13 protein-coding genes are annotated in these 11,486 nt (G+C 39.9%); 10 read left to right on the plus strand and 3 right to left on the minus strand.

Features of this window, described 5'->3' with window-relative positions:
- Both PL9214_RS19685 and PL9214_RS19690 read left to right on the plus strand, forming a co-directional pair.
- Positions 1-751, plus strand: a 751-nt coding sequence (locus PL9214_RS19685) for a relaxase/mobilization nuclease domain-containing protein (RefSeq protein ID WP_186440411.1), incomplete at its 5' end; no start/stop codon positions are given.
- A gap of 356 nt (positions 752-1,107) precedes the next feature.
- Positions 1,108-2,346: a PAS domain-containing protein gene (locus PL9214_RS19690; protein ID WP_072720480.1), complete on the plus strand. Its 1,239-nt coding sequence runs from the start codon at positions 1,108-1,110 to the stop codon at positions 2,344-2,346.
- A gap of 75 nt (positions 2,347-2,421) precedes the next feature.
- Here the strand turns inward: PL9214_RS19690 and PL9214_RS19695 are convergent, their stop codons facing one another.
- Positions 2,422-2,859, minus strand: a complete 438-nt coding sequence (locus PL9214_RS19695; RefSeq protein WP_072720481.1) for a helix-turn-helix domain-containing protein — start codon at positions 2,857-2,859, stop codon at positions 2,422-2,424.
- 116 nt (positions 2,860-2,975) lie between these two features.
- On the opposite strand from PL9214_RS19695, the gene PL9214_RS19700 reads away from it, so the two are divergent.
- The 8 genes from PL9214_RS19700 to PL9214_RS31425 all read left to right on the plus strand — a co-directional run bounded on the left by PL9214_RS19700 (position 2,976) and on the right by PL9214_RS31425 (position 9,281).
- Positions 2,976-4,076 (plus strand): ParB/RepB/Spo0J family partition protein, encoded by a 1,101-nt coding sequence (locus tag PL9214_RS19700; RefSeq protein WP_072720482.1) that lies wholly within the window; start codon positions 2,976-2,978, stop codon positions 4,074-4,076.
- Between the two features lie 252 nt (positions 4,077-4,328).
- Positions 4,329-5,687 (plus strand): helix-turn-helix domain-containing protein, encoded by a 1,359-nt coding sequence (locus PL9214_RS19705; protein ID WP_245824303.1) that lies wholly within the window; start codon positions 4,329-4,331, stop codon positions 5,685-5,687.
- Positions 5,688-5,787: 100 nt separating this feature from the next.
- Positions 5,788-6,435 carry a type I restriction endonuclease subunit R gene (locus PL9214_RS19710; RefSeq protein ID WP_072720484.1) on the plus strand — a complete coding sequence of 216 codons (648 nt, stop codon included), beginning with the start codon at positions 5,788-5,790 and terminating at the stop codon, positions 6,433-6,435.
- A 41-nt stretch (positions 6,436-6,476) separates the two neighbouring features.
- The gene (locus PL9214_RS19715) at positions 6,477-6,731 is read left to right on the plus strand and encodes a UPF0175 family protein (protein ID WP_072720485.1); all 255 of its coding nucleotides are present in this window, start codon (positions 6,477-6,479) and stop codon (positions 6,729-6,731) included.
- A 520-nt stretch (positions 6,732-7,251) separates the two neighbouring features.
- Positions 7,252-7,476, plus strand: a complete 225-nt coding sequence (locus tag PL9214_RS19720) for a hypothetical protein (RefSeq protein ID WP_245824304.1) — start codon at positions 7,252-7,254, stop codon at positions 7,474-7,476.
- Positions 7,476-7,895 carry a type II toxin-antitoxin system VapC family toxin gene (locus PL9214_RS19725; RefSeq protein WP_072720487.1) on the plus strand — a complete coding sequence of 140 codons (420 nt, stop codon included), beginning with the start codon at positions 7,476-7,478 and terminating at the stop codon, positions 7,893-7,895. The genes PL9214_RS19720 and PL9214_RS19725 overlap by 1 nt, the downstream gene beginning before the upstream one ends.
- A gap of 66 nt (positions 7,896-7,961) precedes the next feature.
- Entirely contained in the window at positions 7,962-8,801 is an 840-nt protein-coding gene (locus PL9214_RS19730) for a ParB/RepB/Spo0J family partition protein (protein WP_072720488.1), read from the plus strand.
- 324 nt (positions 8,802-9,125) lie between these two features.
- Positions 9,126-9,281 (plus strand): hypothetical protein, encoded by a 156-nt coding sequence (locus tag PL9214_RS31425; protein ID WP_186440413.1) that lies wholly within the window; start codon positions 9,126-9,128, stop codon positions 9,279-9,281.
- Here PL9214_RS31425 and PL9214_RS19740 read toward each other — a convergent pair.
- Entirely contained in the window at positions 9,278-9,544 is a 267-nt protein-coding gene (locus tag PL9214_RS19740) for a hypothetical protein (protein ID WP_139295118.1), read from the minus strand. The genes PL9214_RS31425 and PL9214_RS19740 overlap by 4 nt on opposite strands.
- 631 nt (positions 9,545-10,175) lie before the next feature.
- Positions 10,176-11,090 carry a DUF1822 family protein gene (locus PL9214_RS19750; protein ID WP_072720492.1) on the minus strand — a complete coding sequence of 305 codons (915 nt, stop codon included), beginning with the start codon at positions 11,088-11,090 and terminating at the stop codon, positions 10,176-10,178.
- Positions 11,091-11,486 lie beyond the last annotated feature (396 nt).

The following is an 11,486-nucleotide window of genomic DNA, read 5'->3' on the forward strand; positions in this document are numbered from 1 at the left end:
GGATTTATTAAAGCAACGCCATCTAGCAGAGCATCAATATATTGCGGTACTTCATAGGGATGCCACTTACCCCGATGGTTCTATGCGTCCCCATGTCCATTTAGTCATTAATTTAGTTAGCAGTACAGGAGAAGTCGCTAATGTCTGGTGGGACTACCCTAAAACTGAGAAGGTACTGCGACATTTGGAGAAATGCTATGGTTTAACTTCTGTGCCTTGTTCTTGGGAAGTTGCTAAACGCAGTAATTCCAAAGGGCAAGTTCAACGTTTAGCACGGGAAACGGCAGAATTTCTGGCTGTAGATCATCCCCGTATTCAACAGCCCCAACCTTCTGTTCGGCAGCTTCTCCAACAAGCTGTTGATGAAGCTGTTATAGAGACTACCTCCACTGCGGAACTAACAAAAGCCTTTCAGTCGAGGGGAGTTGTATCAAATCTGACTTCCCAGGGAATTCGATATGAACTTAATGGAATTCACTTTGCTGGCTATCAATTAGGTGAAAGTTATACATTAAGGGCAATTGAGCTACAACTTCGTCTCCAACAAAAACGAAAAGCACAACAACAGCAATGGCAGCAAAAACTAAACTCTAAGTCTTCCCCGCCTTTGAGTTCTCAAACCAGCCTACCTCAATCCCTTATTACCACCAATAGAACGGAACCCGTTATACCGTTATCGTCATCTCAACTTCAGGTGAAACCCCCTCCGCTTCCCAAGAAGACACCGAACTTACTAGAGCCTGACCTTTAGACGCAAGAATTCTAGCATCAAAAATATTAGGTTTGTATAAGGTTGGATTTATTTTAGCCAGGAGTTTTTTTCTGCATCTAAAATCCAATTCAAAATCCGGTTACAAGATCCCACCTTAATTAGGTCAAGGGGTTATCTTAACCTGAGTCTTTATATTTTATTTCTATATTTTTATTTTTATAAATAAAAGTTATTTAATAATCTATCTAAAGGTAGAGCTAAATTAACAATAAAGTAATAAAAAATGGTAATTACTAATAACAACCCAGTTCACTGCGTCACTATTCATTTTTTAATCCTCAAACTTTCAAGTGTGCCTGCTCTTTTGTTGTGTAAAATTTCAATTTAGTAATCCTATGTATATACCATCTCAAAGCCCCAAATTTGAGGCTCAACCTACATACCGAGTCCACGTTAAACTTATAACTTGGAAATGGAAAGATTTTTCAGCTAACGCCTATCAATTACCCGATGGCTCAATTGCTATGTCCTACAGACAAATGGCTCTCAAGGTTTGTCAGAACAAAAATGCGGCTAAAGAATTTGTTTTAAAGGCTAACTTACCTCAAATTCCAGTGCGATTTAAAAACTCACTATCGGGTACTCTTGTTCCTCTAGCTAGCGTTGCTGATTACTGGAAACACGTTGATTTCTCTAACCCTAAAACCATCCAAGCTTTTTTAGGATGGAGGGCAATTAAAGAATATTTAGCAGAAGTGGAACAACGACCTTTTTGTCCTTGGCCTAATCAGCCTTTTCTGATTTTAAAAGCCGTATACAACTTAAATATCCTAACCGATAAACCCTTACTTCGGGTTCTAGCACTGGCTCAACCAGATGGTCAACGAGAATACCGAATCGAGATTACCTCGGCTTTAGCATTAATCGGAGTACCCCCCCAATGGTTAAACAAATGTAGGTCAAAAACTCGAACTAAATTACACAACCAAGGTTTCACAGGGGTACAGCTAACTCAGTATATTCTTGAAAGCCAATATCCTACTCTAATCTCTCCAAGAGAATCTCAACAATTAGCGAGTAGCAACACCATTAGTTTGAGAGACTGTTTGATTATTTGGGAATATTTTGCCGAGCGTCAATCTAGTTGCGCCATTGCTTGTCTTAAAGCTCTAGCTGCTGAATCTTTTGAACATAGAATTGCGAAAGTAGCTACTTCAAGAGAACCTAAAAAAGTCCTTCAAATTCCCAATCCTTTGCGACTTACTTATAACCTAGAAAATTTCTATCAATCCTGGCAAATCTTACAGCTTATTATTAACCATATTCCCCAAAACATTTTTTGGAAAGATCGGAATTCTGTCTATCTAGGTTGTAATCAGAATTTTGCCCGTTTAGCCGGAATAGAAACTCCAGAACAGATTGTAGGAAAAACGGATTATGACTTACCTTGGAGGAAAGAAGAAGCCAATTGGTTTCGCCAGTGTGATGCTCGAATTATCAATAATAATGCGCCTGAGTATGGAATTGTCGAAACTCAACTTCAAGCTGATGGTCAACGTCCTTTAGTTAATACTACTAAGATTCCTTTGCTGGATGTGGAAGGTAACGTTACTGGCTTAGTAGGAATTTACTAATATTTCCTTAATCACCTGATGATTATGTATCGAATCAATGGAACAAAAACTTGTGGGAAAAGAAATGATGTAACATCAATGTTCAGAACTCACCAAAGAGCGTTTAGCTTCTATCGTTTGTAGTGCAACTTGAGCCACTTGAACCGCCGCTTCAAATGGCAAAGCTCTGACTTCCTCTAGCAAATCTGCAATCGATAAACCCAAAGGTTGAGTTGAATCTGTAGGTTTTACATTCCAAGCTTGACTGTGGCCAATAGAGCTATTGTTGAGTGAGGTTGAGGATGCTACTTGAGAAATATGTAGATATAGCTGAAGTTGCTCTTTAGTCCATCCTTTTAACTTAGCCAACTTTTCCAAATTCTCATCATCTGGCCACACTGCTTGCTTTTCCCAAGTTTGCACGGCATAGTAACTCACACCCAAAAGCTTCGCAAAGCTGCGTTGGCTTTTATTACCCCGCAGTTCTCTAACTAAACTCGCTAACTTTTCTTTAGGTGTAGTCTCCAGCAGCATTCTTGGTTCCCTTTACTAACCCAAAACGACGATTACAACAGACCAGTATACAATCCAAATTTGACATTTTATAAATGTCAATTTAGAATGACATCATCTTCTAAATGTCACTTTAAATGTCAAAGTCAGAGGTTTTCAGGCAAGAAGTATCTATAGACATTCTAACCCCTCACCCATTGAATATCAAAATCTACGGTGAGCATGAGGATGTCTCTTCTTTGGCAAAATCAATTGAAATCAGCCAATGGGTCAAACCACTGGTGGTGACGAAGGATTATGTCATCGTTTCTGGTCATCGGCGCAGGAAAGCACTTCAACAACTTGGATGGCTAACAGCCCCGGTGGAAATCCAAGAGTTTACAGATGAAGTAGCCATTTTAGAAGCACTGCTGTTAGAAAATGTCACCCGTGAAAAAACCCTAGAGATGCGAATTCGAGAGGGGATGGCTTGGGAAAGCATTGAAGCGGAAAAAGCTACGTCTCGCAAAGGAACTCGAACAGACTTAGGGAACATGGTGGAAAATTTTCCACCATGTTCACCACGAACAAAATTTGGCAAGTCTCGTGATGCTATTGGCTCTCGTATTAGCCTTTCGGGTAAATCCTATGCCAAAGGACGAAAAGTGGTAGACCTGATTGACTCAGAAGCTCGTGAGGGAAACCTTTCATCGGCATCAACATTGCGAACCGCTTTAGATAAAAGTATAGATGCTGCCTATAAATTAGCGATCAAGCCTCAAAGCACGAGAGAAGCGATCGCCCAAATGCTCAAAACAGGCAAAGTTAAGAATATTACCACTGCTATTCGTCTAGCTAATCAACAGTCTGAAACCAAATCATTGCCATTAACGCCTTCCTGTTGGAACTGCGGACACCGAGGGGAACAAATCAATAACCACAGTATTTACTGCTACAAGTTGGGTCTTCTCGACCTAGTAGACAAATCGGGGGAAGAACGAGGTCAGAACTGTAGTGAATGGACAGACCTGACTTTATCCTCGCCTCTCCAGAAAAAAACAACTTTTGTCCTTTCCGTGTTACTTCCGGTCGAGTGGCAAACTCAATTGGAAGAAATTGCCGCCACTGTTGGTTTAGATCCAGCAACGTGGGTCAAACATCTCATCGGTGCCAACCTGCATCTGCATCCTGAATTGGCTCAGATGGCTCAGAGTCAGTCGAATTGGGTGGGGAGGAATAAAGCATCAAGACAAAACTGAACTCTCTATTCTGCATACAAGAACCCCAGATCAAGCCTAACTAAGGTGTATAGAAAGCCAAATTTTAAAAACATTCTTTAATTACAGCAAGTGGGAACTAATATAGATAATACAAATGCTAAGGTTGATGCCATACAGCTAGAAATTTTCGGGCTGAACTGTCCACAAACTCCTGTGGTCAGGAAACGTACCCGCAAAGCCATCAACCTACCGTTAACAGAACTGCCATTGTTCGTAAACAAGGATATAGAAATGATGGCAACAGGAGCTCCTGTGATTAGCGCAACTCAAGCTTACCTCAAACCGCCAGATTGGGAGAAATATAACGAGGGTAGTTTATATTTCTCAAAAGAATTTGGCAAGGGTCGATTTGTTGAATTCTTTATTCTCAACAATCAAAAGCAGCAGCCGGAGTTTATTACTGAACAAGCCGAGCCAGAAATTCTTGAACGATATGGAGTTATGGCCGCCCGACTTCACGTTTTATTTGCTGCCTACGCCGCCCGTCAAGAGCAACCTTGGAAAGATCCATTTGATTTGCGGGGAACTGATTTAATTAAGAGTTTGGGGTTACATCAAACCCATCGAATGAATAAATCTGCAAAACTCAAAGCTGTTGCTGACTTAGCCTGGATTGTTGGTACTTTGGGAGCGAAAATTCATTGGTATGAAGGGGAACTTAATTTATGTATTCGGCACACTAGCCCAATTTGGACAATTCTTTATGTAGAAGAGTTTTATCAACCGGATTTATTTCAGGAAACGGGAGAGTTAATCGAAGTCGTCATTCGAGTCATGCCTGGGGCATGGACTGAAAAATTCCTCAATAAACAAGATGAACAATCAAAAAAAGCCCTTTATCAATATGGGTTTGTCAACTCGGATATCTTCAAACTTAATCATTATAAACACAACCTTGCCTCTGCTTTAGCATTATATTTAGTTCAAAATCGCCGTTTTCATCCCAAAGGAACTTACCGTATTGAAAGCTTACTTAGAGGGATTTTGTCGCAAGAAAAAATTGAAGAAGTTCGTCAGAAAAAACAATATCGCTCCCGCTTTTTCAAGCAGTTTTACGAAGCGTTAGAAGCCTTGACAGAAATCGGATTCAAGTTCAAGTTTGCCCCATCATTTCCTAAAGTTTTACTACCCGCTTGGGCTGAATTACCCGATGAAAAAACCAACAAGTTAGATCCTATTGAAACAGCACCTTTAGAACAGTCCTTACCTAAAGGATTTTTTGATACATGGCTCAATAGTGTGGTAATTGTAACAGCCCCACTAAAGATTGAATCAGCGATGAAAGTCTTTGAGCGCAAAAAAAGAAAAGCTCTTCCCCCAAAATCCCCAAAAGTATCTAAACAATCAAATCCAACTCAAAAACTAGAACAGGTAGAAATCATTGACTCCCAAACTGATGTTCAACCTGAACCATACCCAGCACTCACTGGAGAAATGGTTAAGCAGATGCGCCAATCTCAAGGCTGGACTCAAGCTTATTTAGCATCTAAAATTGGTAAGAGTGTTAGTTGGGTTAAACTGGTTGAAAGTGGGCGACGGAAAATTAACGAAAGTTCCCAGGGAACACTCCGAGAAATTTTGGGAATTTAACTATATCAACACCGGAGAAATCGCTGCTTAACCTCATATAATATAGATATTACACCGACGCGCTCTACCAATTACTAACCCTCACAAAATCAGAGCAATTATGGTACTGACAAAACCTATCTCAAAAACCATCACCAGCTTAGACAACCTGGAAGAAAGATTTAATCTCCGTCCTACAGAAAACGCACAATTCTTTCCTGAATGGAATGAAAACTTACCCGAACTAACCGACTCGGAAACAGCCACCCTAGACCAAATTAGAAATCGATTTATTCGTCATCGCAAACGCGGTTCCTTAGCCGAAGGAACCATCAATCACTTAGTTATTTCTCCCTTATTAACCCTAGCTGGTTTATACGACGAACCCTTTTTCGTCACCACAGAACCCGAAGTTGAACTATTCCTAGAAGACAGAGACGAAATCCTCAGAGGACGCATCGACACCCTGATTATTCAACAGCAACTCTGGGTATTAGTTGTAGAATCTAAATCAACAATTGCCTTTTCTGTAGCCCTCCCCCAAGCCCTCACTTACTTAATAGCAAACCCCAACCCAGAACGCCCGGTCTATGGATTAATCACAAACGGTGATGAATTCCAATTTATTAAACTTTTAAATCAACCTAACCCGAACTACGATTTATCTAATATTTTCTCCCTATTACTTCCCCATCGCAATCAACTTTATGACATTATGCGAATCCTCAAACAAATTAGACAAATCATGATTGAAACCCCTATTGAATAAGATCAGAGTCAGAGAAACACAAAAAAAACAATTATTCCCCTATGCCTTATCAACTTAAAATCGACTACCCAGAAACCTTCCCCGATGCCCTCCAACAAACAAAAGAACAATTTGAACAAGAAGCGAAATGGGCAATGGCAGTTAAACTATTTGAACTCAAACGACTTTCTTCTGGAATGGCAGCCGCGTTAATTGGGGTAGATAGAGTTACATTTCTCCTCAAATTAAAAGATTATGGTATCCCCATGATTGACCTGACAGAAAAAGAACTACTATCTGATTTAGAAAATGCCTAACCCCGAAAGAATTGTTATCAGAAAAATGGGTTTAAAACCCTGTCCTTCTAGGAGGGCTTTATATTGGGTTGTCTATTGACATCCAATCGTGCTACCATTTCGGATAACAGGAAAGGTAAATAACCTGTCTAAAAACCTAGTTGCCTAAAGGNTCGGATAACGATTTGAAGCCATGAACAGATTGGGTGATTTTCCTTAAACTCTAGTTTAGTTTTAATACGTGCCCTTAACAAGAAGTTTGTAAATAGCCTGTAAGTTGGTAAAAAAGATCAGCGTTAATCGGCGATGTTGCTAGAATGGGATACTTAACAACACTCAAAATACTACCCGAACACACACGATGTAAAGCTAATAATTCAGGAATTTTCGGGGAAATGAAAACTTGTGGGGGTGCAAGTTGATCGAGTCATCAAGATGATCCTATTTTAATTAGGGCAAATTTTCAAAAAAATATCAGTTAGTCCATTGCCTCCCAATCCTTACCTAATTTATAATTAAAAGTGATACGGATCGGCAAAAAATGATAATGAATTTACAAGAATTGCAAAAGCAGGCATTACAGTTACCCATTAGCGATCGCTGGCAATTAGTACAAACTCTGTTAGAGTCATTGCAGCGAGAAACCAGTTTTAAATTGAAAAAGGGCAATCTTTCTCGACTACGAGGAATTGCAAAAAATACAGAAACATCCAGTGAAGATGCCGAAACAGATTATATTAACTATCTTACCCAAAAATATCAGTAATGCGAGTTTTAATTGACACCAATGTTGTTCTTGATTTTTTACAAGAGCGAGAACCTTTCGTAGAAGATGCAGCCCAACTGTTTGCGAAAATTGATGCAGGAGAACTAGAAGGGTTTATTTCAGCCCTAACAATTACTAACATTTATTACATTATTCGTAAAGCATCTGGTAAGATAGCTGCACAAGATGCAATAGCGCAAATTCTGACAGACTTACAGATTTGTGCGGTCGATAAAGGAATTTTAGAACAAGCGATTGCATTGAATTTTCAAGATTTTGAGGATGCAGTGCAGTGTGCTTGTGGAATAGCAAATCAAGTAGATGCGATTATCACTCGTGATCTTTCTGGATTTGTCAACGCGGGAATTTTAGTAATTGCACCTGGGGAGTTAGAAAATCTTCCACCATGTTCGGTTTGATTCATTTCGTTCAGTGAAGCGATCGCTTAAAATGGCAAGTATACTACTGTCAACAAACTATCCCGCTTGCCCGCTCTACCCGATACCCACTCCACTGTCACAACCGTAGACCCCAAAACCCTCAAACCCCATCCTCGCTACCTGAAAATCTATGGTCGGATGAACATCGAGGAATTGGTCGAACAAATTCAATTGTCCAATTGGATTAACCCCATTCTCATCACCCCTAAACAGATAATTGTCAGTGGTCATCGACGCTGGCAAGCTGCCCTACAATTAAAGTGGAACACCATTCCCGTTGAAATTAGAGCCTTTCCCAACCGACTGTCAGAACTCGAAGCCCTCCTGAGTGAAAATCTCGCCCGACCCAAAACCCGGGAACAAAAAGTTCGAGAAGCCAACTCTTGGAAAGAAATCGAATCAGCCCGCGCCAAACAACGCCAGGAAGCCGGAATCAAGATTGATGAACCCGGAGACCTTATGGATATATTTTCAGAAGGTCGCAAGGGAACCACCCGTGATTTAGTGGCTGCTAAGGTCGGTTTGGGTTCCGGTGTCACCTATACTAAAGCTGCCAAAGTCGTGGCTCAAATTGACTGGGAAATCAAAGCCGGAAACGAAGAATGGGCTGATGCTTGGCGTTCAATTCTCAACACCGTCAGTATTCAAGCGGCTTATTCCTTACTGAAACTGCCTCGAAAACAACAAAAACAAATCTTAGATTTAATTGCCACAGGTGCGGCTCGGACTCCCAAAGAAGCTGCCTTACTGCTCGCCGAAGAAGCCAGTCTCGACGACCCCCGCTTATTTGTTGCCGGGGACTACGCCGTTGTTAACATTGACCCGAACTTAACCTTTGCTCCCTCTGACCAGCGCTGGAATGGATATTGNGTTCTCCTTTGGTGATTGCCATGAGGAAATACTTCAAAAAAGCTTGGGCAACTAAATCGGGAACTAATTCCCGCATAACAATCATTTGAGGAATATTCAAATCGTCGAGTTTTTCAGCTAATCCCAAGCCATCACAGGAATTAAAAATCGCTAGTTTTAATCCTCGTTGAACTNTGAATATTAGTTAATTTAAAAAACGAAAAATTAGTCTAAATCGAACCAAATTTTCATACATTGAGAACAGATAATCGCATAAAAACCCAGCAGCATAACGATTTATAGATATCCAAAAGCAGTAGGGCCTACTCGCTTTTCCTCAACTAAAGGAGAGCCGAGTTTATGCAATGGAAACCCGTAACCGTCTTGTTGCTGACATCCATCTTGTTCATGCAACATTCCTTAGCGATCGCTCAAACCTCTTCTCAAAAGAATAATACTTCTCAAACCTCCCAATGTAAAGATACAGACGGTCGAATTATTCCATGTCCTCACTAAGGGGAAATTTGGGTAGTGCTTAAGCGTTTTTGAGCTAATCCAATCCAAGAGTCATCATCGGGAGACTCCGGTTGAGCTAAGTTTAAACAGCTTTTCCAAAACGGCAAAGCTCCTAACCTGTCTCCCCGTTCATCTTTAACCTGGGCTATCAAACAATAGGCGGTGGCGCGCTGAGGGTTCAGTTCCTTAGCGGTTTCTAAAATGTTTAAAGCTTCACTATCGCGCCCCTGTTTCCACCGCGCCCAACCTAGATTTTTCAACAAGGAATAACGNAATCGGCTTGTAAATCAATCCCGTCTTGATGACCTAAAATTGCTAAAATCTTTAAGGGAGATTTAGAAGATAAATTTTGATTTCTACTAACGGGTTCTAATTCTAAGGGACTAATCGCTAATTCAGCATTGGAATAACTCTCAAAAAAATCCCACAAATGCAAGGGTAGTTTTTTTAACGTGAGATCTGAAGTCCGAATTAATATCCGAATTTCTTCATCTCGTTGGCATTCTTCTCGAAGTCGTTGATCTAAGGGGCGAAATGTATCAGAATTGAGCCAAGTTTTCAGATGCGATCGCAATTCATCCGCAGAAGTTTTACAAGCTTTAATTCGTTGATTAATTGAACCCAGACGAATAATACTTTGTGGTTTAATTCTGGCTGGAGAACCTAAGCTACGATATTTATCATTCCAGTGGAGTTGTAAATGCTGGAACAATTCAGAATTAGGAGGCAGATAACCCTGCTTCTCTAAAACAAGACGACCCGTTTCTTCCCGAACTTCTAAAATAACTTTAAAGCCGAGAATATCCCAATCACCATTAAATTCGAGAATAGCAATTCTAGCCATGTTGCTTTTCCCACTAAATTTTACTTACCCAAGCACGACACTCAATCCTATTAAACCACGAAACCTTGAATAATACTCACATCTCCTAAAACAATCTTAATACTAAAGTGTTCTCCCTGTTCTCCTCGAAAATTAAATTGTAGGTTTTCACTTCCTCCTGCTTCGGATTGCATGACGCTTTTTCCTGTTTCATCAAGAATCATCATTTGCAAATCTTGAGGTAAATAAAGTTGAGAGATTTGGGGATATAATTGTACAGAAATATCAATTTCTGAGGAACTGACAGGATTTAAACCAACAAATAAGGCAACTTGTTCTCCTTGGCGTTCTAAGTTTAATAATTTAGCGCGTTCAATTTTGAGGGAAGGGGATGAATGGGTTAAACGATGTCTGAAGTTAAAGGCGGGTTGTTCTTGTAGAGATTCTAGCAGAGATTCAATCTGTTCTACCGCTTCCCAACTCGCAGTAAAGATTCCTTGTAACCAATGGCTTAAAATCGGTTTTTCCTTTAAACTCTCCAGATAATCAATCCATTCTAAAAGCGATCGCAATTCTTCAATTTTCAACTCTCCAGAGGAAACAGAAGGTACAAATCCTAATAAATTCCCTTGTCGAAAATCATCGCTGAGTTGCACAACAATATATCCAATTCTATCGGCTAAAGCTTCTGGAGTAACTTTAACACAGTTATCTTCAGGTAATAGGGGTAAACATTCTATTTTTCCGATGTTTTTTAGAGTTAAATCGGCAGAATTAGATAAAAGTTTAACAATCGGATTCCAACTGTCATCGGAATCTAAATCAGTTTCGATTCCTAGCCATTGACAGTAATAATTTACCGCTAAAACGGCTAAGGTTTGATAATATACTTGGTCAGCTTTTTGAGGGTTGGGTTGCTGATTTTTAAAGCGTTGAGCAAGATGACGGTCTTTAAGAGTTAAGGGAATTGTTAAGGGAGAATTCATAAGTTATAATTAGGGTGAATAGAGTTTAACGATTAAGGGATTAGTTTTCTACATTCTGTTTAATTTCAACAGCAAATTTTTGAATAGCTCGTTGGTAGAAACTAGATAGGGTTGGTATTTTTAACCCTAATTCTTTAGAAATATCTTCCCAACTTTGTCCGGCTAATCGTCGTTTAACAAGGNTGCTTTTTTTAAGCCATACCATAACTCTTCAATTGGGATACTGTCTTGCGAATTAATATAAATTCGTCCGGTTTCTCCTTCTGTTTCACTATGTCCGGCAAAAAAGATAATATCCCAAGCTTGTCCCCAAAGTTGATCATTTATTTCATGTTTTTTCGGTTCGGCTAAAAATGTAACTTCTGTCTGGGGTAAACTTTGCAAAAGTTTTAAATC

It is taken from the genome of Planktothrix tepida PCC 9214 (assembly GCF_900009145.1).
Classification (GTDB): domain Bacteria; phylum Cyanobacteriota; class Cyanobacteriia; order Cyanobacteriales; family Microcoleaceae; genus Planktothrix; species Planktothrix tepida.

What these genes read in the sequence shown, in the direction of transcription:
- PL9214_RS19690 (WP_072720480.1), top strand. Translation starts at nt 1,108, where the DNA reads ATGTATATACCATCTCAAAGCCCCAAATTTGAGGCTCAACCTACATAC.
- PL9214_RS19700 (WP_072720482.1), top strand. Translation starts at nt 2,976, where the DNA reads ATGTCAAAGTCAGAGGTTTTCAGGCAAGAAGTATCTATAGACATTCTA.
- PL9214_RS19705 (WP_245824303.1), top strand. Translation starts at nt 4,329, where the DNA reads ATGATGGCAACAGGAGCTCCTGTGATTAGCGCAACTCAAGCTTACCTC.
- PL9214_RS19720 (WP_245824304.1), top strand. Translation starts at nt 7,252, where the DNA reads ATGATAATGAATTTACAAGAATTGCAAAAGCAGGCATTACAGTTACCC.
- PL9214_RS19695 (WP_072720481.1), bottom strand. Translation starts at nt 2,859, where the DNA reads ATGCTGCTGGAGACTACACCTAAAGAAAAGTTAGCGAGTTTAGTTAGA.
- PL9214_RS31425 (WP_186440413.1), top strand. Translation starts at nt 9,126, where the DNA reads ATGCAATGGAAACCCGTAACCGTCTTGTTGCTGACATCCATCTTGTTC.
- PL9214_RS19715 (WP_072720485.1), top strand. Translation starts at nt 6,477, where the DNA reads ATGCCTTATCAACTTAAAATCGACTACCCAGAAACCTTCCCCGATGCC.
- PL9214_RS19750 (WP_072720492.1), bottom strand. Translation starts at nt 11,090, where the DNA reads ATGAATTCTCCCTTAACAATTCCCTTAACTCTTAAAGACCGTCATCTT.
- PL9214_RS19710 (WP_072720484.1), top strand. Translation starts at nt 5,788, where the DNA reads ATGGTACTGACAAAACCTATCTCAAAAACCATCACCAGCTTAGACAAC.
- PL9214_RS19725 (WP_072720487.1), top strand. Translation starts at nt 7,476, where the DNA reads ATGCGAGTTTTAATTGACACCAATGTTGTTCTTGATTTTTTACAAGAG.